Origin of the sequence: Clostridium gelidum (assembly GCF_019977655.1) — a bacterium.
Lineage (GTDB): Bacteria > Bacillota > Clostridia > Clostridiales > Clostridiaceae > Clostridium > Clostridium gelidum.
The window spans coordinates 1,906,151-1,927,639 of the sequence record NZ_AP024849.1 but is presented as its reverse complement, the minus strand read 5'-3'; the positions used below and the strand labels follow the sequence as shown (position 1 = coordinate 1,927,639).

The window sequence follows — 21,489 nt, the reverse complement described above, 5'->3', positions numbered from 1 at the left end:
TTTCCTCCTATTAATAACAATATTTTTTGATATCGCTTACATCGATGTAATACAATTATAGCATTTACAATCACTGTAACTTTTAATTTCGATTTTCAGAAACTTTATGACAAATAAAAAAAAGTGTGGTATATTTGAAGTTTTACTCACACTCACTTCTTTCTCTTTCTATACCTAATTGCAATAAAATCAGTAATTATTTGAAACAATATTGAATGAGTTTGCACACTAGATGCATGCTGAAAAGTAATACATAAATCTACATAAGGATGCTTTTCCATTTCCTTATTAGCTGTAATTACAACAATTTTAGCTTTAGTTTGTTTAAAAATATTTTTATCAACATTCCCCGCCATCAATTGGTATTTTCTTATATAATCTCCTGAGTTAGTAAATATAATTACTAATGTGTCTTTATCTGCATTCTTAATAAACTCATTTTGTTCTACATCATTTATATGTGTAATAATGTATTTTTCATTATACGCAAGTTTTACTTGCAAATCCATTGCTGCTGATTCTGAATATAAAAGTCCAAAAGCTGCCACCTTATCATATTTAATTAAGTTTTCAACTAATTCATCTATCTTATTCACATCAATACTAGACTTAGCTAGTTCTAAATCATCTATGATCACATCTATGTATTCCTCTTTAGTGTGATTTTCCATATAACTTAAAATATTATCACTATAATTTAAATAATTTGAATGTTTATTACTTTTATAAGAAGATGCCAACTTTAATTCTAAAAAATCATCAAATCCTATATGTCTTGTAAATTTAGAAATTGTTGATTTTGAAACAAAGCACAAATCTGCAACTTCTGATATTGTCATATCTTTTATAGAAGCAAAATTACATAATAAAATATTTGCTATATGATAATATGTTGAATCTTCCTTTCCATTATTCAAAATTATTAATAACCTATTTAATAATGTACCCATGTCCATTCCTCCCTTGATTATTTTTACTTCATCCACAATCCAGTATTAATAATATTTTTCATTAACCTCTCTTATCATTTCGATACTAATTATAATCCTTTTAATATTAAAACATGATCCTTAATCCAAATATCCTATCATTTACCTTACCCGTTTATTTTTATATATACTATATTATACTCAGAAAAACACAGGTAGCAAATTCAAAGAATATATAATTTAAAATGAATATCTTCTAAATTAACTAAAATAAACCCATGAAATTTAGATTTTCGTGGGTTTATTGGTGGAGGCGAAGCGGTAACCAGTCCTCACGCTCTTTAATTATTCAAATCCTTAGTCTATTCACCAACTTAAACAAAGTGTTTATAGCCTCTTCCAATTTAATCTTAATATATCAACTTCATGCCTTCCCTCAAAAAATAATTTACTACTTAATATCATACTACTTAGTGGTATAGTTGCTACTCCTGCAATTATACCGGCTACCTGTATCCCCATACATTCAAATAGTATATACATAATTGGAATATACACTAAAATGCAAGATACTATTGTAAATATCATTAAAAATAAATATCCATAAGCTTCATTTCTTTCTGATTTAAATACAAACTGAAGCATAAAACCTGCCAATATACAAATAGTAGGCCAAAGAAACATATAGCTCGCTGATTTAAATAAAAAACTTGAAACTACAGTAAGAATACTCCATAACAACAAAGATCCAAAAATCATATTTTCATAAGACACTTTTTTATTAATAAGCATATAAAAACAATACATGATAAAAGTTATTAATATAATTATAGCAATAACCCATATAGCTCCATGAGTTACCAACAATTTGCTATCATCAAAATTAAGGTTCTTTTTATTATTTAAGCAAAAATATACAAATATCTTATATATAATTATTCCTATTACTGATGATACCCCTATAGTACCAACTTCTAGTATAAATCCTTGTAATGTACCTTTAAATGATAATATTTTCTTTTTTAATCCATATATAAAAACTACTATAAATAAAACCGCTGAGAAAATACCTAATGGAATCGAAATGTTTGATGAATACTCTACAAGCACTGATTTTGCAATAGTAAAATATACTGAAGTGCCTTTATCTTTATTATTTAAAGATAAATCTCCAAAGTGTTTTACCAAACTTAGTGCATAATTGCCTTCATGTTGCAAAGTTCTTTGATTTAAATTATAACCTGTATCATCAAAATTATGATAGGTTTCATACCCCTCTAATGTAGCAAAATTGAATCCATCTTTTCCCGCTTTTTTAAACAAAGTAAAATCTGTATTGTTAGGCATGTACTTATAAATTTCATATAAAAATGAATACGCTACAGGATTTGAAATTGACTTTTTAAATTCTTTCATAAACCACTCATTATTATTTCCTGTTTCAAACATAATAACAGGACCAGAATTGCCCCTTGCCTCAAAATTCATTACCATTGTTGAATCCTTTAACAATGGATTTTTATCTACAAATGATTTTGCTCCTAAAAGACCCATTTCCTCACCATCTGAAATTAAGAAAATAACATCATTTTTAAGTGGAGCACTTTCCTTTAGCGCCCTAATTGTCTCTAAAAGTGTTGCTACTCCTGCAGCATCATCTGCTGCACCAGGTCCTCCACTCGTAGAATCATAATGAGCTACCATTAGTATTGCTTCTTTACTATCTCCATTCCCATTTAATCGTGCACATATATTTTCTATATTACCCTTTAAAGTTTCCCCCATTATATTATTTACTGAAAAATCCTTTTGGACTTCCGGTTTTAATCCTAAGTTTGTAAGTTCAGTCAATAAGTAATCTCTTACTTTATCATGCTCTAAAGAACCTATTTCATGAGGTTTAACTGCTATTTTTTCAACATATTCCATTGCCCTTTGTGCAGAAAATTCTTCTTTTTGCACATTTGCTGGTTGAACTTTTGGAAGTGTAAAACTACTTATGCTAAAAAACAAGGATAAAACTATTGTTATTAATATTAGTGCTGATTTAAAAATACATTTCATAAAATCTAACCTTTCCTGTCTCTTAGATATTTTCTCTGCTGATGAATGTGCTAAATCAAACACTGTATGAATTTTAATTCCGATCAAAATTTGTTATGACAACATTGTTATTTTTATTAATAGAAATGTTTATTTCTCCCTTTGCATTTCTTCCAACAATCTTGAATCTATACTTTCCTTTTTCTAATTTCAGTGTTTTACTCCCCTGCTCCGTTCCTTCTAATATATTTTCTATTTCTTTTTTGGGATTAATCAAAACTGCTTTAAAATCACCACTATTAACTATTGAATCAAAATTAAATGTAACTTCACCATCTTCTTTTGATTCTAAAATAAAAATTGTATCATATCCAGAAAAACTACTATATTTAATATTAATTTTATCCCTAGAATTTCCAGTCCATGTTCTAGAGTTATACATATAACTATAACTATCCCAATCCTGTACGATTTTATCATTATTGTTATAAATATTTTTTCTCTCATCACATGTGCTATAACCAAAAATAATTCCTATTAACACCAATAGATATATAAACAATATAACTTTATTTCTTAATTTCAATTTTAATCAACCTCTCATTTTTCTTCAACTTAAAATGCTATTATAAGTTTTAATATTCTTACTAGTGCTTAGTTGATTTAGATATTTCAACATTTTTATTCTCGCCAATAGAAATATTTATTTTTCCTTCTGCATTTCTGCCAACAAGTTTAAATTTATACTTTCCTTTTGCTAATTTCATTGTTTTATTCCCTTGCTCTGTTCCTTCTAATATATTTTTCACTTCTTTTTGAGGATTAATCAAAACTGCTTTAAAATCACCACTATTAACTGTTGAATCGTAATTGAATGTAATTTCACTTTCTTCCTTTGATTCTAAAGTCCAAATTGTATCAGTTCCATAAAATCCACTGTATTTAATATCAATTTTATCATCAGAATCTTTGCCTTCGCCTATTCTGTTTGTATAATTATAACTGTAATCGTATTTAACTATTTTCTCATTATTGTTATATATATTATTTTTAGCAAAAACTACTCCACAAATAATAATAGTTCCTATTAAAAATAATAAACATATACAAAATAAACTTTTATTTTGTACCTTCAATTTTAATCCCCCCCTAATATTTACTTCATCTTAATTTACAATTAGTATTAATGATAAATATTCATCTTAAGAATATAAAATTATTTGTTTTATTTTTCAACTATATGTTGTGACATAGCCTTTTCATATTCCGTTCCTCACATCTTAGATATTTTCTATATCATATCTAAAAAGTAAAATAAAGAAAAGTAACCAGAGTCATTATTACATATGACTCTGGTCATGTTTAACTGCTAATGGTATTTTAAAAAATTACAATTAAGTATACCTATGCAAATAATTTTGCAAGTTTTAAAGCTAATACTGTTCTATCCCTGATTCCTGTTTTATCATAAATAACACTGATATAGTTTTTAACCGTTCCTTCTGAGATATACAAAAATTCTGCTATTTGAGAATTGGTATAGCCCTCAGAAAGCATCTGACAAACGTCAATTTCTCTGCTTGATAAATCTTTTAATAATTCTGAATTCGAATTTGTCTCTTTCTTAGTTGTTACATTGGAACATTTCAACATCACATCTGCCAAGGCCTTCATTACCTTACTATCAATCATACTTTGACCATTCATTACATTAAGAATTCCTTGAACAATAACTTTTGTTCCCGCATCTTTTAATAAATATCCATCCGCTCCATGTCGCACCGCATTTACAATATTTTCTTCATCATAAAAAGTAGTCAATATAAGTATTTTCATAGCAGGATATTTATCTTTTATTTTCAAAATCAGTTCCTGCCCAGACATTCCTGCCATATTTAAATCGACTAATGCTATATCTACCTCTTTTTCCTCTAAAATATCTAATGCTTCTTTTCCATCATGTGCCACTCCAGCTATTTGAAAAGATTCATTCATAGATAAAATTAACTCCAGACTTTCTAAAAGAAGAATTTCATCATCCACTATTAATATCCTAATCTTATTCACTTTTATCACCTGCTTTTATTGGCATTTTTAATGTTACAACCATTCCTTCTTGATTTTCTATATTTAATGTTCCACCTATGGAAATCAAATAATCCCTAATTTTTCTTATTCCAAATCCAGAGGCTAATAACCCATTAAGATTTTCCATATTTTCTATTCCTGTTCCATTATCCTGAACTACCATACGTATATCGCTTCCATCTATATTTATCATGACAATAATAGCCGTTGCATTTCCATGTTTTATACTATTTGTCACCAATTCCTGCAATGCTCCTATCCAAAAATCAATCTTCTTAATACTAAAAATAAACTTCTTCAATTGCTGTTCACTATAAACAATTTTTGTTCTTATTTTAATATTAAAATCTTTTTTTAATTTATCAACATTCGCATTTATCAAACTTATCATATCTTCTATTGTATGCTCATCCATATCACTATTGATTCCATGTACTGCCTTTCGAATGGATTCCAAACTTTCACGCATCCGTATATTCGCAAATTTTATTTTCTCCATTGCTTTATCCGAATCTATATTATAAACAACTTCAGCCGCATCCAAACTCAAAATAGCTGCCATTATTGTATGTCCAACACTATTGTGTATATCTCTGCTTATCTGCTCACGTTCATCATACTTTATCTTATGCAAATTAATGGATTTTTGAAGCTTTAAAACCTCTTTATCCCGTATAGATTTATGATATTGCAGCATAAGTCTAGATGTCCGATCACATAATATATAAAATAAACTTGCACAACACAAATATTGAAGCACCCTTGGAAAAGCACCATATAACATTATATTCTTCATTCCAGTAAATGGTTCAACCCATGGTTGCATCAAAAAATAACAAGTAGATAAATGTGCTATTAGTATATTACAAACGGATTCAACAATTACAACTATAAGCTGTTTTTTTCTGAAATACAAAGAAGCTAGTATTGTTGGAATAATAAACATTAAAATTGTTTGAAATGTTAATATTGCATAACATATTCCTGTAGCAATTACAGCACAAGTAAGTATTATATACTTTACCCCGAATTTTTTCATATGCAATATATCCACCAAAATCGTTGGCAGTAAAAGAGGAATTATAAGCAAAACATTCATAATTATCATCACATTCTGTACAGTATCAAATACATGAATTAAATTCAAAAATCCCGCTATAAAATAAAAATACAAAACAATGCGCATTGATTTTGATACTGTTTTATTTGTTTCTATTTCATTTTTCCATAATAATTCATCAAACTGACTCATGTTACCCCTCTTATTCTGTCATAATATGAACTGCATAAAATATATTCTCTCCGGTAATTCTATCACATATATTTTAATACAACCACAACATCTCTTAAAATACAAAAATTGTAATACAACAAAATATTTATATATCTAAAGTATATATGTTTCAGTTAGGTGCATATTTTATTGCTAATATATCAGATAAATGCTAGAATAAAATTAAATGCATAGGAATACATGGACAAATTAAATTTACTATAATTATAAAATATTGATTTGTTTTAATTTAGATAGGAGTGATTATAATGGAAAAAATTCAAAGTTTTACAATTAATCATTTGGAATTACTTCCAGGTGTTTATGTTTCAAGAAAAGATACATTTGGAGAAGTAGTTCTTACAACTTTTGATATTAGAATGACTAGACCAAATTATGAGCCTGTTATGAATACTGCAGAAATTCACGCTTTTGAACATTTAGCTGCCACTTTTTTAAGAAATAGTAAAGACTATGGCACAAAGACTGTTTATTTTGGACCTATGGGATGCAGAACTGGTTTTTATTTAATTTTAAGTGGTGATTATGAATCTAAGGATATAGTTGATCTTATTACAGAACTATATACATTTATTTCAAGCTATGAAGGAGATATCCCTGGGGCATCTGCTAAAGATTGTGGAAATTACTTAGACATGAATCTCCCTATGGCTAAGTATATAGCAAATAAATTTCTTACTGAAGTTCTATTGCACATAACTGATAAAAACTTAGTTTATCCAGATTAATCGTCTGAAATAAAATAATGCACATTAAAATAAATAATATATCAATGTTTTAAAACATTATTTAATATGACAAAAACTACTTAATTATCTTTTACATAATTAAGTAGTTTTTCTTTATATCTGAAGAATGTTTTTCCTACTATCCCCTATTATTCATTACTTCATCAATTAATCCATATTCCTTCGCCTCATCTGCAGTCATAAAATTATCCCTATTGGTATCTATTTCGATTTCTTCAATTGTTTTTCCTGTATTATCTGCAAGAATCTTGTTTAGCCTTCTTTTGTTATTCAAAATGTGTTCAGCTGCAATTTTAATATCACTAGCTTGCCCCTTTACTCCACCAGATGGTTGATGAATCATAATTTCAGCATTAGAAAGTGCAAACCTTTTGCCTTTTGCACCTCCTGCAAGTAAGAAAGATCCAAAACTTGCTGCAAGACCCATACAAATAGTTGATACATCACATTTAATATAATTCATAGTATCATATATAGCGAACCCTGCAGTTACAGAACCTCCAGGACTATTGATGTATAAATAGATATCCTTATCTGGATCTTCCGATTCCAAAAACAGAAGTTGTGCTACAATAAGACTTGCAGTTGTGTCATTTACTTCTTCCCCAAAAAAGATAATTCTATCTTTTAAAAGTTTGGAATAAATATCATAGCTTCTTTCGCCTCTACTTGTTTGTTCAATTACATATGGGACTAAACTCATGCTGCTTTCCCCCCGCATCTCATATTCAATTTAGTATAAGAACTATACTCCACTTTGCGGTTTTCATATTTTAATTGAATAGATTGATAATCTTTCTTTTTTCTATATACTTTAGGTGATTTATCATATAATTTTTTAAATGCTAATGTAAAAGACTGTTGTGTTTCATAACCAGCAATTAATGATATATCAATAATTGATTTATCAGTATAAACAAGCTGCCAAGCAGCTTCAGTAAGTCTTCTTTTTTGGATATACTGATGTAAGGTACAACCAACAATATCAACAAACATTCGGTGCAAATGATACTTTGAATAAAACGCACTATCAGCTATTTTTTCTAAATACAAATCATCTGTGAGATGTTCTTCTATAAAATCTATAACCTTTGAAATTACATCTGCATTTGACTTCATATAATCAACTCCTTTTTATACATTATATGTTATATACAAATTATTCTTTTAATATAAATTGCTATTTTTTGCCTTAGACTACATTCAATAACAATACCTATAAAAACAGAATGTATCATAAAATATAAATTCAGGGTACCTTCATTAAATTCTTAAGTTTCCTGCTTTAGGTATATGAACCAAAATAACAAATCAAAAAATATAGTATGTTTTTTGCATCAAACTAAGTTTGATATTACAATTAGATGTAGTACTTATAATAATTCATTACAGACTGTTCTTCAAATCCGCAAGATTTATATAAATTAAGCGCAGTATTATTTTTGCATTCTACATCCAATTCTATTTCATAAATGTTTTTTTCATTTATGATGCACAAAGCTTCCTTTAAAGCTGCTTTTCCATAGCCTTTACCTCTAAAATCTGGTAATATTCCAAACCCAAATATAAAAGCTACATTGTCACTGTATTCCACATTAATTTTCCCTATAGTCTCTCCCTTAAGTTCAACCATATATATGCCTTCATTTAATCTTTCCTCTCCCTCTGCAGAACTTCCAATCCCATCTATATCTACCTTTTGAATACTTTCACTTTCTTCTACATCTTCCTCTTGAAAATTTTCAATTTCTTCTATATCATTAAAAAACATTGTATTTTGCTTTCCAATCTCCTTTTTATCAAGCTTCACAGCTTTTCTTAAATTAATAGAATTCATGCTTTCTGAAGAAACTTTGTTAAATCGTTTCATTCTATATTCTGAAAAGTCATAATTTCCATTAACAATCTTTATAAATTCAATTCCCGAGCTTGATTTACCATCTGATAATAGTAATATTTTATTAAAATTTCTATTCTTGCACTCGTCTCTACCAAGTTCAAAAAGCTTCTTAAATATACCTTTTCTTCTCCAATTTGGATGAGTCATACCACTAATTTCACCTATATTCCCTCCAAAGCATGAAATACCAAGGTATGCTACCAAAACTTCATCTATATAATAAAGAAATTCATTTATATTTTCTAATTCTATCTCAGAACTTTTAGGCATATTTAACTTATAGTGCAATCCTAACTTTAGATTTACTTTATCATTTGAACTACAAAACTCCTTAAGCTCAGTTATCTCCTTATACTCTTTTTCAGTTATATATTCTTTCAAACAAATAGATTGATTTAATTCCTTTCCTAACATTTTTAATATCTCCTTTTTAATTCTTTTTGAAATTTAGATATGCTTTTCCATTTAGCTTTTTCCTTTGAACGAAGGTTTGAATCCTCTTTCTGTTTCGCAAACATTGCTTCTTTTTTTAATTTTATATAGTTATCCCATCTTTCCCTTGACAATTCTCCGCTTTCCAAGGCATCTCTTACTGCACAGCCTGGCTCTTTTTCATGAGCACAATCTTTAAACTTACACTTTTTAGATAATTCTTCAATTTCATCAAAGACTATATCCAAGCCCTCTGATACATTCCACAGTCCTAATTCACGCATACCTGGTGTATCAATAATCATAGCATCATTTTTAAGTTTAATAAGTTGTCTATGAGTTGTGGTGTGGCGGCCTTTACTATCATCTTCACGAATGGTATTTACTTTCATTACTTCTTCACCAGAAAGTGCATTAACCAATGATGATTTACCAATACCAGAGGATCCTAAAAACACAATCGTTTTATAAGGCGCTATATAAGTCCCTAGTCCCTCCAAACCTTCTTTAGTTATAGAACTTACCGCTATTATAGGAACAAGCGGCGCTATCTTTTCAACTTCCTCTTTCTGTGAACTATAATCACTACATAAATCCGCTTTAGTCATTATAATTACCGGTGAAGCTCCACTTTGCCATGCAGCAGTCAAATATCTTTCTGTTCGTTTTAAGCTAAAGTCATTATTTAATGAAAGCATTATAAATACATAATCAAAATTGGCAGCTACAATTTGCTCAACATTATTAAAAGAATCAAGTCTTGAAAATTTACTTTTTCTCTCAAGTACGTGATATATAATATCTTCTCCTAAAGGATTATGCTGCGCTAAAACAAAATCACCAACTGTAGGATACACATTGTGGATTTTATCATTATAAAATAAAGCGCCTTTTAGTTTTCCATCACTTTCTCCATATTCTGTTGCAAGCTTATATTGTTCCTTTTGAACCTCAACTACTCTTGCAGGTATCAAATCTGTAGCAGATATCTTAAGCTCATTCACCTGTTTTTCAAAAAAATCGTTATATCCATATTTCTCTATATTGTTATTACTCATCAAATTCCTCCATATTAATTAAATATCTTCTTAAAATTATTTAGTAGAATCAAACCATTCTTCCTCTAACATGGCATATTGATAACAATCATGCCATATTTCCTTACCATCAATTGTTTTTTTGAAATAAACTGGCTTTTTAAAATGTCCTTCTAATCGCATTGAAAGCCGTTCTAATAATTTCCACGAAGCACTATTTTCAGGGTTACACTTAGCGATAATGCGGCGCATACCTATTTGCTCAAATCCATACTTTAAAATTCTTTTGCTTGATTCCGTAGCATATCCTTTTCTATAGTATAAAGGATTAAAAACATACCCAATTTCCCATGTCATAAATTCTTTAGGTTCTTGTTGCTTAAAATATATATTTCCAATTAATTTATTATTTTCTTTAAGGCAAACTGCCCAGAAAGCCTCATTTTGAGAACGATTGACTGCTTCTTCCTTGCATTCATCCTCACTATAAATGCCGTAAGGTTCAAATTTAATTACATTTTCTTTAGAAAGATATTCATATAAATCTTTCCAATCCTCCTCTAAAAATTTTCTAAGTATTAATCTCTCTGTTTCTAAATACACTATATGTCTCTCCTTTCAATTAAGCTCTCTAAAAATGGGCAGAAAAATCCCGCAGTAAGCAACCTCAAAACTGGATGCTATCTGCGGGAATAATAATAAACAGGATTACCTGTATTGTTACTTGTGCTTAATAGTCAGTATATTATAAAAGGTTCTTTGTAACTGCAAAAACGTAAGACAAACAAAGGGTACAATAACCCCCTAAAATTACATTTTCGCCCATATTTAGTTTTATTCAGTAATCACCTTTACACTTAATATCATTTTACATTTCTCCTTTCATAGAACATATTGAAAATTTTACAATAAATTCTTTTGTAACCATATTATACTTTACGAAATTTTTCTTGTCAATTGGTACTTTAAATAGACTAAATAAACTCAACTCGCACAACCTCGCTAAGCACATGATTAACACCACATCATTTGTTTAATGGAGTTACCTACTTAACTAACCCATGCACCACTAGAATTAACGTAATATCCATCTATAGTTGTATTATGTGCCATTTGGCCACTACTATAAAAATAGTACCAATTTCCCCCATCATAAATCCAACCTCTTTTCATCGCTCCTTTATATCCATTTGAAGCTGAATTAAAATAATACCAATCTCCAGCAATATATTCGCCTCCTATTGCCATAACTGCTTTACCATCACCTGAATTTGGTTTTAGATAATATTTGAATCCGCCGCCAAGATCTATAAATCCAGTAGCCATTTGACCATTTCCATAGAAATAGTACCAGTTTTCACCTTCATTATACCAACCATTTCTTTTAGATCCATCACTCCATAACCAATTCCAATAGTTTCCGTCTTTATGCCAGCCTTGTTGCACTGTAGCTTTTTGAGGCACATTATTTATTGCAGGTGTTGTTGTTTGGGCAGTATTTGATGATTTTTTATTTATATCTTTAAAATTATATGAAACTCCATTTTTTATAATAGTTACCTCATCATCAAAAGCATCAAATCCCAATTGTGTATTATTAGGGATTTTGACCTTTTTTAAACTACTACAATATGAAAAAGCACCCTCGTCTATTTCTGTAACACTATCTGGAATTGTAATATTTTCCAATTTACTACAATTACTAAAGGCCTCTTTACCTATTTTAGTAACACTATTTGGAATTGTAACGTCTTCTAACTTATAGCATCGGGAAAAAGTACCAGGCTTTATTTCTGTAATGCCATTTGGAATTACAATACTTTTTATATTACTACAATTGCTAAACGCATTTTCACCTATATCTATAACACCGGTTGGAATTGTAACACTAGTCATATTACCAGAAAATGCACCCTCTGCTATTTCTTTCACATTCGAAGGTATTGTAATATCTCCAGATTGATTCTCTGCATCAAGTAATCTTCCATTTATGATTATTAATCCTTTAGAATCTCGTTGCTTTTCATACCATGGTGTAGACATAAAAGCACCCTTTCCTACCCATGTAGTAGTTGGAAGCTGCACATCAGTTAAATTTACACACGCAAAAGCACCTGATTCAATAAATTTTACTGTTGAGGGTATTATAACACTTTGTATTACATGATCCTTACGCTCATCCGCTGAAAGATAATCTTTAAATTCTGGATATTGTGGTACATCACTAATAATTGATACATTTTTTCCATTTATCTGTGATGGAACTTCCATGTGTGCTTGAGCATTCTTTGCACGTACAATAAAAAGAGTTCCATCACTAAGTTCCTTGTATTCCCATGTAATCCCATTTTTATCAATTGCCTCATGTATAGGCAATCGGTCATCTGTCAAAATATGGTATAATTGCATTGTTTCTTCTGCATTTGCTCTTACTGTTGTATTATAACTTATGACACTTGTACTTATTGCAAGTGCAAGTAATCCTAAAATAAATTTATTATGTTTTATCATTAATTCTCACTCCTTAACTATTATCTATATTAACATATATTTTCCATATAATTTGTCTGTTTTCTTAATTTTAAGCTTATTTTAAGAATACTATATAACACTTGGATACTTATAAATAATAAAGTTAATAGTATTATTTTTGCCTTTTGAAAAATATACTAATAAAAAGGTGGTGTTTAAAATTTATAATGATTCATTAATTAATCTTTATTCTCAAACCAACTTAAATTTGGAGCTATTATCTTTTTATAATGATTGGAAGATTCGTTACTTAAGAGCTGTAGAAGATTCTTCTACCCTAAAGGAATATCTATTTTATTCCCTTGACCAGCCTGCTTTTAGCAATGCTGTTACTTGTTCAGAAGCAATGGGCTATGGTATGGTGATATTTCCACTTATGAGTAAATTTGATGTTAGTGCTAAAGTTCATTTTGCTTCATTATATAATTATATAAAATCCTACCCCAGTATTTATAATAGTAACTTAATGGCATGGCAGCAGATTAAAAACTCTCAAGGTAATATTGTTAATAGTGAACCTGAAACGTCCTCTGCTACAGATGGTGATATGGATATAAGCTATGGCCTACTTCTTGCCCATAAGCTTTGGGGAGAAAATGATAAAATTAATTATAAAGATGAAGCAATTAAAAGAATTAATGCCTTAATGGATAGTTGCGTGAATAAAAGGGATTATATATTAACCTTAGGTGATTGGGTTCTAGGAATAAAAGATAATAATTTTAAATATGTAACAAGAAGCTCAGATTTTTTGTTATATCATATTAGAGAATTTATTAAATACGATACTAAGAATAGTGATCAATGGAACTTGGTAATAAAAACAATTAATTTTATTATTTCTGAACAAATGAAAAGACAGAGCAAACATAATGGTTTGATGCCAGATTTTTTTATAAGGGCTAACGGTAGATATATAGCACCAAAAGTTAAAGTTCTTGAAACTATTCATGATGGTGATTATTATTTTAATAGTTGTAGAATTCCCTTACGATATTCTATGGATGTTATTTTAAATAACACACCCGTAACTAATGAGCTTCACACTTTAAACAATTGGATAAAAAAAGAAACTTCATCTAACCCTGAAAATATAAAATCAGGCTATTACATAGCTAATGATTATCCTGGTAAATCCTTTGGCTATGCTAATAATTTATCTTTCATAGCTCCATTTCTAGTTAGTTCCCTTATAGAAAAAGGAAATGATGATTGGACTATTTCTCTTTGGAATACTCTAATCAATAAACCAATAACAAAATGTACATTTTATGAAAATACCCTTAAACTTATGGCAATGATAGTTGCAACTGGAAATTGGTGATTATCTTTATTAAGGCACGTGAAAATAAATAACAATTCCAAAGTTTCCATGGATATTTAACGTACCAACCATCTCTTCTTGTTTGTTATATTAGAAAACTTATTAAGTGATAGTAGATAATTTTGCTTTTACACAAAATTATCTACTATCACTTAAATTTCGCAATCATTTCATTAAGCTTTTGAGTAAGCTCAACTTGACCTTGAGCTGTTACAAAATAGAATTATAATTTCTGTTTTCACATCTCAAGTTTTTATAGCTTCTATTTTTCATTGGTTAATTTATCCAATTCTGCAGTAAAGCTGGTCACCTCTTCAACACTCGCATTTGTTTCTTCTATTGCTGCTGATTGTTGTTCTGTTATACTTAATGTACTATTTGACATTTGAATAGTTTTATTTACCGATAATTGTATTTTTTCTAATAAATCAGCTATGTTATTTGTTGTTTCTTTTGAATTTTCTGATAGCTTTCTTATTTCTGAAGCAACTACACCAAAGCCTTTCCCCATATCTCCAACTCTTGCAGCTTCAATAGCTGCATTAAGTCCTAGCATCTTTGTTTGATTTGCTATACCTTTTATATATCCTAAAATAGTATTTATTTCATTAGAAAGTTCTTGTACATTTAATATCTCATTATTTAATGTACTTTGATTTTCAGTAACTTCCATTGAAGAAGCTGCCAATTCTTGAGTTGCAGATGATATTTGCTCAAAGCTCTCCATAAGTGTTGCTGTCATTTGTTTAATTTTTAACCGTTGATAGCCGTCCTTTGAAAGTGTATTTGCAACAGAAAATAAAACTTCTGCTGCTGCTTTAACATTTCTTTCAGCTACCACTTGTACCTCCTTAGCTGCTTTGTAATATTCATCTTCATCAATTCCTAGTTCATTTGCCGTCTTTTTAAACTCATTTTCTTTAGGTTCTACAAAAAGTATTTGCCCACCAAGTATTGTACCTATAAGCACACCTTGAACTGTTATAGGCGCTGCAAAATCAATAAGTCCTGAATGACATGTATAAATATATGGTTTTCCAGTTTTAAAAGCTTCCTCTCCTGCATAACTATGACACTGAGCGCAACGATTCTTTCCAATTTCTTTTGATTGAGTATAGTTCAAACAAATGTTACTATAACTACTTGGTTTTGTGACTGGATTTCCATTTCTGTCTACCGTTACGCTGGCAATATTCATACTTTCTGCAAAATCATCTTGAAACTTTTGGAGGAATTTTAAATCAATAATATCCTCAAGTTCCAAATTACTTAATTCTATGCTACCGTTTTTCATAATGTATCTCCCTACATAATTTTGTATTTTTAGTTGCTTTAGTAATTCCTCAAGCATTTATTTTCCCAACTTTTTCAAATTATAGATTTATAATTTCTTCTACTATGTCAAAATATTAATAACAATAAAAACATATAACAATATTACATGTATTTATTTGATCAGTTTTTAAATTAAACTCTCCTTAAATTAAACAACCAATAAGGTTTTCACTCTCCCTATTACTGTTACAATAAGCTTAATACTTTTAGGCTAAGTTCTTGTGAAAGATCTATATACTTTGATTTCACACTAATAATAGGACTTAAAATATCCTTTGGAGGAATACACATTATTTCACCCGTGTCACCATTGTTTAATATCACATTTGCACCCACATAAAATGCTGCAATGTTTTTTAAAAAAGTATTTAGTACAGTAGTATCAAACATTGATTTTCCAACGGTCAAAAACATTTCGAAGGCATCAAATGGGGCTACCTTATCTTTGTATACCCTATTCTGTGTCATAGCGTCATAAACATCAGCTACTGATACGATATTTGCTAATAAACTAATAGCGCTACCAGAATATCCAAAAGGATAGCCTGAACAGTCAATCCTTTCATGGTGTAAAAGCACAGCCTTTTTTACACTTTCACTGATAGAACTAATATCCTTTATAAGATTATATCCATATATGGGATGCTTTTTTATTACTTCAAACTCTTCCGTAGTCAGCTTTTCATTCTTGTTGATAATTTCATTAGGTATCTTTACTTTACCGATATCATGAAGCAATCCCGCTTGAGTTACCTCCTGTATTATAAATTCAGGTAAATTAAGCCATTTTGCAATCAACATGGAATAAAAACCCACATTTATGCAGTGGGTATATGTATACTCATCAAAACCCTTAATATCTTCAAGACACTTGACTATATATTTGTTCTCATTTATGTTACCAACTAAAGCCTTGAATATTCTTACAAGCTTTTCATAATCCAACTTATGTCCAGTAGTTAGATTATTAAGAACCCACTTTAGATTCAGAATAACATCTTTATAAGTTTCCTTTTTCGCTTTAAACTTTATTTTATTTTCCATATCATTCACATTATTTACAGGTTGATACAGCCAAATATATGGGATTTGTAGTTCCGTAAATTTATCTTTTATATATTGATTTACTACAGTATTTTTGACTACTATAATAATATCCTTGTCATTTGTAACATCATTTGCTAATATCTCACCAACCTTACAACAAGTTGCTGGAACCATTATTCTGCTCATTTTAACCACCTTGTATCTGTATATTAATAATCCATTTCTATTTTTGTTCTATGCTCAAACATAATTCTTATATCCTTTCATGAAATTTCTTTTTGGTCATTTAATCCCTCCACTCATGTCTTTGTGATTAAATTAAGAAAACAATGTCTAACTTACTGTTACAGCAGTAACTTTTAAAACACCTACTTTTAACAATGAATTTTATATCGTGATTAAACTATAAAAAGATATAAAACAATTGTCTAATATACAATATAATGTCCAATTTACTTTGATTAACATATATATATTGTGGATTAGACAATTAATTTAACCTTTTTATGGAATAATTATATTGTTACTTTATAGGCTTTAATGATATTATGTATTTAGTATTTTTTGTAATTAATATTCATAATTATATGTCAAAAATGATAAAATTTACAGTATTTTTATCATATTGTCACGACAATTGTATTGACTATTTATTTTAGAAAGGTGAATTATTATGATTACAAAAATTAAATTTGGAGAGTGCCTTCACTTGTTACTTTCAGCATTGGATATCAGCAATAATCGATTATCTAAGGCAATTAATGTAGACTCCTCACTAATAAGTCGTTGGATGCACGAAAAAAGAATTCCTTTATATCATTCAAATTATATAGAAAATATAGCCTTATTCCTTTCTCAAAATGTTCTAAATTCTTTTCAAGAACAACATTTAAATGAAGTTATTAATATAATTTCTGTAAATATAGATAAAACCGTAGATACAAAAGATAGAATAATGAAGGCTCTTTTAGAATCCCAGGGATGTTCTTTGGAATCAAAAAAAGCAGCACTTGGTAAAAAAAACTCGAACCTTAAGTCTATTCAAAGAATTAATTTATCAAAAGAAAATAATATTATTATTGGGCGTAAAAATATTATATCAGCTATGTTATCTTTAATTGAAATAGCTATAAAAGAAAAATGTATAAACAATAATGTAATTTATATGTCATGTAACAGCAATATAAATGCAACAAATTTTTATGACGATTTTATATGCTTGAGAGATGTTGTTTTAAAGGCATTAAGAAATGGTTATACTGTAAAATTTCTATTCAAATTAACCTGTAACCTAACTGCAACAATAAACTTTATAAAATTCCTTCAACCATTAATAGAAACAGGTCATTTCTTACTTTATTACTATAAAGCCTATGATACATTTGATTTTGGTAGAGAATCTACTATTATTCCAAGTATAGGTGCTTTAAGCATTCTTTCAACAACTCCAAGTTTTGGAATAGACAGTGCGTTTTATATAGAAAATCAGGTTGGTATTGATATTTTAAGTAATAATTTTAATGCTATTCTTTTAAATTCTTCTAAATCCTTAGTCAAATACTATACTTTAAATAAAAGTTTAGAATACATAGATTCCTTGGATGAAAGTGAAAAAAGAGCAGGAAATCAGTTTTTATTTAAAGATAGTCTTAGCTTATTAACTATTCCAAGCATACTGTTTAAGAAATTATTAGAGAAACTACCGTTTACTAATAATCAGCTAATAAAAGAATTAGAACTACATAACTGCCGCCTAAATACTTTTTTGTCCAATCTACAGTATTATGAATATTTTAATATATATACCTTAAACTCTATCCAAAAGATAATTAAAAGCAAACAACTTTCATTTAATTTCCCAATTTGTATTAATACAATTGATTTAGAGATTGGAGATATAATTGTAATTATACAAAATATAATTAATTTAATAATAACATATGATAATTACAAATTTGCTCTTATTAATGAACTGTCTTATAACAATGGTAAAAATATCACTTCATTTATTATCAAAGAAAAACATAGAGTTTATATTGAATATTCAAATTTGGCAGTATCAATTAAAGAGCCTATGATTGTCTATGCCCTTGAAGAACATTTTAGAGAATCTTGGGAACATATTTCTCCTGTAGATAAGAATAAAAAAGATATTGTAAAATGGCTTGAACATCAGATAGATGTTTTAAAAAAACAACTTGTTTAAGGAAATATTTTTATAATTATTTATCTTATTCATTTATTGAAAATTCAATTTGCTTAAATTAGTGAAAAAATGAAGTACTTATAAGTACGTCTTATAATGCACATTAAAGAAAATAACAGACCAATATTCTTGTCTGTTGTTTTCTTTCATATGATTAAATATCATTAAACTCAACATATATTTATTCACATTCATTAATTCTTTTTGAGCTAAGACACTTTTTCTAATGTTCATTTTACTTTAGCATTATAAGTTTCTTTCCCTCTTTAATATTTTTAAATATTCCTTCCCTACCTTCTATAACCATTGTACTTTTTTTCTGTGGCATTATAACTTTTCCTGGTTTAATACCCTCTATTTTTTTAATTACTTCCATATTCTCATTAATAAATAATACATCAATAGAAAATCTCATAAAAAATGTATGAATACTGTTACAAGGCTTAATCAAAATAGCTTCATGATGTGGCTCTTTCCGAAACATAAACCCTAAAAATCTTTTTATAAAACTATCTGCTACAAATATTTTAGCTATGCTCACGCATTCATATACTAATGTTTTAACCATGTGTATTCACCCCTTAGTAAATATAGTAATCATTCTTATAACAGCTGGACCTAAGATAATTACAAAGATAGTTGGAAATATAAAGAATACTAATGGAAACAACATCTTAATAGGAGCTTTCATAGCTTTTTCACGCGCTACTTGTTTCCTATTCTCTCTCAAATTTTCAGATTCAATTCTCAGTACTCTGCTTAAGCTTACCCCTAATTCATCTGCCTGAATTATAGAAGTAACAAGCATAGAAAGTGCCTTTACATCACAACGGTCACTCATACTCCTAAGCGCTACCTTACGTTCTATTCCCATTCTGATTTCTTTAAGGCTCTTTGCAAATTCATCACAAAGTTCTCCACTTATATTACTTATAACCCTAGCCAAAGCCCCATCAAAAGATAGACCTGCTTCTACACTAACTGTAATTAAATCCAAAGTATAAGGTAAATCCTTTAAAATTATCTTTTTTCTTGTTTCAATTCTTTTTGATAAATAAAAGTTGAAGAAAGTATTTACAGATAATGCAATAAGCAATCCAATAAAAACAGCCTTGATAATATTCGGATCAACCATAAAAGATAATAGTCCTATTATTGTTGATAATGCTAATAAAAGCATGCTCTTCTTAAATAACCATTTTTCTATAGTAGTATTTTTTAAAAGCCCTGCTTTCTCCAATCTTTTATTAAGCATTACAATTTTATGGCTTGGAGTCATCTTAAGTAAATACTTACTTAAGCTTTGATAAAAAGGTTTCATGGTCCTTTCTGAAAAAGACTTACTTTCAATTTTGTCCTCATTTATTCTATGAAGCTCTTGAATCTGATTAATCCTTTTTTCGATTTCAATTTTATTTTTATTTAAAATTGAAAATATTCCATACAACAAAGAAAATATTGATAAAAAGAATATAAATATTGCAATATAAAGCATGTCCTTCCCTCCTTTCTTTAAGAGCTTTTAAAGAGATTAAACAGTAACTTGGTTATGAATATTCACCTTATTTTTTTACCTATATCTAAATATCTATGTTTACAATTTTTCTTATCATTAATAACCCAAAGAACTCGCTAACAACAGCTCCTCCAACCATAGATAAACCAATAGACGTTGTAAATAGTAATAACATATATTCGCGATTAAAAAGATAAATAGTCATTCCTAAAAAAACAGGCATAAGCATTAAAATCAATCCTGATAATTTTCCCTGTGCTGTTAATGTCTTAAGCTCATTTTTTATCTTTTGTCTTTCTCTTATGGTTTCTGATATATTATCTAATATCTCAGATAAATTTCCTCCTATGTCCTTTTGTATTAAAATAGCATTCATTATAAGTCTAAGATCCTCTGAGTCCACACGACTTAGCAAATTTTTCAAAGCATCCTCTTCTGAGATTCCTAGGCTCATTTCCTTAAGCAATTTCTTAAATTCCTTTGAAAAGGGATCACTAGTTTCTTCTGATACTACTGCTACTGCTTGCAAGAAGGAATACCCTGCTTTTAGAGAGTTTGAGATTATAGTTATTCCTTCATTTAATTGACTGTCAAAGAGTTTAATTTTATCTTTTGCTCTCTTTTTTATTATAAACTTTGGCACATTCCATATTAAAATGTACACAAAAATAATAATGAAATAGTCCTTAAAAACTGCAAATGCTAAGAATGCAAAAGCAGAGGATGAAAGTATTTTTACAACTAAGAGTTCTTCTAATGTAATAGGTAAATCTGCTTTCATAAGTTCTGTTTCACGCTTCTTATCTTTCTTTTCATTTAACCTAGACTTAGGTACTAAATGTGATAAAGGCTTTAATATGCTCACTCTATTTTTCTTTTCATTGTGATACTTTTCCTTAAGCACGTAATCCTCATCGAAATATTTAAGCTTATCTATATGCTTTTCTTTTTTTAAGAAAATAATTAATACAGCACTAATGAAAGCCCATGCTAGTAAAAATGTTAAAATTACTGCTACATATATCATACTTTCACCTCCTTTAATTTCACTTAACAA

At 28.7% G+C, this 21,489-nt stretch carries 20 protein-coding genes; 3 read left to right on the top strand and 17 right to left on the bottom strand.

Translation table 11 applies throughout. The annotated features are described in order from the left end of the window. Nucleotides 1–152 precede the first annotated feature (152 nt). The 6 genes from psyc5s11_RS08560 to psyc5s11_RS08535 form a co-directional block, all read right to left on the bottom strand. Nucleotides 153–950, bottom strand: a complete 798-nt coding sequence (locus tag psyc5s11_RS08560; protein WP_224037182.1) for a MurR/RpiR family transcriptional regulator — start codon at nt 948–950, stop codon at nt 153–155. A gap of 366 nt (nt 951–1,316) precedes the next feature. After that, the gene (locus psyc5s11_RS08555; protein WP_224037181.1) at nt 1,317–3,056 is read right to left on the bottom strand and encodes a M20/M25/M40 family metallo-hydrolase; all 1,740 of its coding nucleotides are present in this window, start codon (nt 3,054–3,056) and stop codon (nt 1,317–1,319) included. 10 nt (nt 3,057–3,066) lie between these two features. Beyond that, nucleotides 3,067–3,558, bottom strand: coding sequence for a hypothetical protein (locus psyc5s11_RS08550; RefSeq protein WP_224037180.1), 492 nt, complete (start codon nt 3,556–3,558; stop codon nt 3,067–3,069). Nucleotides 3,559–3,619: 61 nt separating this feature from the next. Then, nucleotides 3,620–4,108 carry a hypothetical protein gene (locus psyc5s11_RS08545; RefSeq protein ID WP_224037179.1) on the bottom strand — a complete coding sequence of 163 codons (489 nt, stop codon included), beginning with the start codon at nt 4,106–4,108 and terminating at the stop codon, nt 3,620–3,622. A gap of 268 nt (nt 4,109–4,376) precedes the next feature. Next, nucleotides 4,377–5,039, bottom strand: coding sequence for a response regulator (locus psyc5s11_RS08540; RefSeq protein ID WP_224037178.1), 663 nt, complete (start codon nt 5,037–5,039; stop codon nt 4,377–4,379). After that, on the bottom strand, nt 5,032–6,312 hold the full coding sequence (locus psyc5s11_RS08535; protein ID WP_224037177.1) for a histidine kinase: 1,281 nt from the start codon (nt 6,310–6,312) through the stop codon (nt 5,032–5,034). Before psyc5s11_RS08535 ends, psyc5s11_RS08540 begins: the two co-directional genes overlap by 8 nt. A gap of 290 nt (nt 6,313–6,602) precedes the next feature. Between psyc5s11_RS08535 and psyc5s11_RS08530 the strand changes: the two genes are divergently transcribed. Continuing rightward, nucleotides 6,603–7,082: an S-ribosylhomocysteine lyase gene (locus tag psyc5s11_RS08530; protein WP_224037176.1), complete on the top strand. Its 480-nt coding sequence runs from the start codon at nt 6,603–6,605 to the stop codon at nt 7,080–7,082. A gap of 139 nt (nt 7,083–7,221) precedes the next feature. On the opposite strand, the gene clpP is transcribed toward psyc5s11_RS08530, so the two are convergent. From clpP to psyc5s11_RS08500, 6 genes are all read right to left on the bottom strand, one after another. Continuing rightward, nucleotides 7,222–7,806 carry an ATP-dependent Clp endopeptidase proteolytic subunit ClpP gene (clpP, locus tag psyc5s11_RS08525; RefSeq protein WP_258712434.1) on the bottom strand — a complete coding sequence of 195 codons (585 nt, stop codon included), beginning with the start codon at nt 7,804–7,806 and terminating at the stop codon, nt 7,222–7,224. Beyond that, complete coding sequence (locus psyc5s11_RS08520) at nt 7,803–8,222, bottom strand: helix-turn-helix transcriptional regulator (protein ID WP_224037174.1); 420 nt, start codon at nt 8,220–8,222, stop codon at nt 7,803–7,805. The genes clpP and psyc5s11_RS08520 overlap by 4 nt, the downstream gene beginning before the upstream one ends. Before the next feature lie 241 nt (nt 8,223–8,463). Further along, the gene (locus tag psyc5s11_RS08515) at nt 8,464–9,417 is read right to left on the bottom strand and encodes a GNAT family N-acetyltransferase (protein ID WP_224037173.1); all 954 of its coding nucleotides are present in this window, start codon (nt 9,415–9,417) and stop codon (nt 8,464–8,466) included. 2 nt (nt 9,418–9,419) lie between these two features. Next, nucleotides 9,420–10,493, bottom strand: coding sequence for a ribosome small subunit-dependent GTPase A (rsgA, locus tag psyc5s11_RS08510; RefSeq protein WP_224037172.1), 1,074 nt, complete (start codon nt 10,491–10,493; stop codon nt 9,420–9,422). A 36-nt stretch (nt 10,494–10,529) separates the two neighbouring features. Then, complete coding sequence (locus psyc5s11_RS08505) at nt 10,530–11,075, bottom strand: GNAT family N-acetyltransferase (RefSeq protein WP_375541994.1); 546 nt, start codon at nt 11,073–11,075, stop codon at nt 10,530–10,532. Nucleotides 11,076–11,522: 447 nt separating this feature from the next. After that, complete coding sequence (locus tag psyc5s11_RS08500) at nt 11,523–12,983, bottom strand: leucine-rich repeat protein (RefSeq protein WP_224037171.1); 1,461 nt, start codon at nt 12,981–12,983, stop codon at nt 11,523–11,525. A gap of 139 nt (nt 12,984–13,122) precedes the next feature. Between psyc5s11_RS08500 and psyc5s11_RS08495 the strand changes: the two genes are divergently transcribed. Continuing rightward, a complete protein-coding gene (locus psyc5s11_RS08495; RefSeq protein ID WP_224037170.1) occupies nt 13,123–14,328 on the top strand; it encodes a glycosyl hydrolase family 8 in 1,206 nt (401 codons plus the stop codon). 262 nt (nt 14,329–14,590) lie between these two features. Here the strand turns inward: psyc5s11_RS08495 and psyc5s11_RS08490 are convergent, their stop codons facing one another. Both psyc5s11_RS08490 and psyc5s11_RS08485 read right to left on the bottom strand, forming a co-directional pair. After that, entirely contained in the window at nt 14,591–15,622 is a 1,032-nt protein-coding gene (locus psyc5s11_RS08490) for a PocR ligand-binding domain-containing protein (RefSeq protein ID WP_224037169.1), read from the bottom strand. Nucleotides 15,623–15,849: 227 nt separating this feature from the next. Continuing rightward, the gene (locus psyc5s11_RS08485; protein ID WP_224037168.1) at nt 15,850–16,896 is read right to left on the bottom strand and encodes an HD-GYP domain-containing protein; all 1,047 of its coding nucleotides are present in this window, start codon (nt 16,894–16,896) and stop codon (nt 15,850–15,852) included. Nucleotides 16,897–17,383: 487 nt separating this feature from the next. Between psyc5s11_RS08485 and psyc5s11_RS08480 the strand changes: the two genes are divergently transcribed. After that, nucleotides 17,384–18,916: a hypothetical protein gene (locus tag psyc5s11_RS08480; RefSeq protein ID WP_224037167.1), complete on the top strand. Its 1,533-nt coding sequence runs from the start codon at nt 17,384–17,386 to the stop codon at nt 18,914–18,916. Nucleotides 18,917–19,151: 235 nt separating this feature from the next. On the opposite strand, the gene psyc5s11_RS08475 is transcribed toward psyc5s11_RS08480, so the two are convergent. The 3 genes from psyc5s11_RS08475 to psyc5s11_RS08465 all read right to left on the bottom strand — a co-directional run bounded on the left by psyc5s11_RS08475 (nt 19,152) and on the right by psyc5s11_RS08465 (nt 21,459). Further along, the gene (locus tag psyc5s11_RS08475; protein WP_224037166.1) at nt 19,152–19,484 is read right to left on the bottom strand and encodes a DUF192 domain-containing protein; all 333 of its coding nucleotides are present in this window, start codon (nt 19,482–19,484) and stop codon (nt 19,152–19,154) included. 6 nt (nt 19,485–19,490) lie between these two features. Further along, nucleotides 19,491–20,411, bottom strand: coding sequence for a type II secretion system F family protein (locus tag psyc5s11_RS08470; protein ID WP_224037165.1), 921 nt, complete (start codon nt 20,409–20,411; stop codon nt 19,491–19,493). Nucleotides 20,412–20,496: 85 nt separating this feature from the next. Further along, on the bottom strand, nt 20,497–21,459 hold the full coding sequence (locus psyc5s11_RS08465) for a type II secretion system F family protein (RefSeq protein ID WP_224037164.1): 963 nt from the start codon (nt 21,457–21,459) through the stop codon (nt 20,497–20,499). Nucleotides 21,460–21,489: the final 30 nt, after the last annotated feature.

Bases quoted from the DNA above. Each gene is read 5' to 3' on its own strand.
- psyc5s11_RS08560 (WP_224037182.1), bottom strand. From the start codon at position 950: ATGGGTACATTATTAAATAGGTTATTAATAATTTTGAATAATGGAAAG.
- psyc5s11_RS08535 (WP_224037177.1), bottom strand. From the start codon at position 6,312: ATGAGTCAGTTTGATGAATTATTATGGAAAAATGAAATAGAAACAAAT.
- psyc5s11_RS08530 (WP_224037176.1), top strand. From the start codon at position 6,603: ATGGAAAAAATTCAAAGTTTTACAATTAATCATTTGGAATTACTTCCA.
- clpP (WP_258712434.1), bottom strand. From the start codon at position 7,806: ATGAGTTTAGTCCCATATGTAATTGAACAAACAAGTAGAGGCGAAAGA.
- psyc5s11_RS08520 (WP_224037174.1), bottom strand. From the start codon at position 8,222: ATGAAGTCAAATGCAGATGTAATTTCAAAGGTTATAGATTTTATAGAA.
- psyc5s11_RS08515 (WP_224037173.1), bottom strand. From the start codon at position 9,417: ATGTTAGGAAAGGAATTAAATCAATCTATTTGTTTGAAAGAATATATA.
- rsgA (WP_224037172.1), bottom strand. From the start codon at position 10,493: ATGAGTAATAACAATATAGAGAAATATGGATATAACGATTTTTTTGAA.
- psyc5s11_RS08500 (WP_224037171.1), bottom strand. From the start codon at position 12,983: ATGATAAAACATAATAAATTTATTTTAGGATTACTTGCACTTGCAATA.
- psyc5s11_RS08490 (WP_224037169.1), bottom strand. From the start codon at position 15,622: ATGAAAAACGGTAGCATAGAATTAAGTAATTTGGAACTTGAGGATATT.
- psyc5s11_RS08485 (WP_224037168.1), bottom strand. From the start codon at position 16,896: ATGAGCAGAATAATGGTTCCAGCAACTTGTTGTAAGGTTGGTGAGATA.
- psyc5s11_RS08480 (WP_224037167.1), top strand. From the start codon at position 17,384: ATGATTACAAAAATTAAATTTGGAGAGTGCCTTCACTTGTTACTTTCA.
- psyc5s11_RS08475 (WP_224037166.1), bottom strand. From the start codon at position 19,484: ATGGTTAAAACATTAGTATATGAATGCGTGAGCATAGCTAAAATATTT.
- psyc5s11_RS08470 (WP_224037165.1), bottom strand. From the start codon at position 20,411: ATGCTTTATATTGCAATATTTATATTCTTTTTATCAATATTTTCTTTG.
- psyc5s11_RS08465 (WP_224037164.1), bottom strand. From the start codon at position 21,459: ATGATATATGTAGCAGTAATTTTAACATTTTTACTAGCATGGGCTTTC.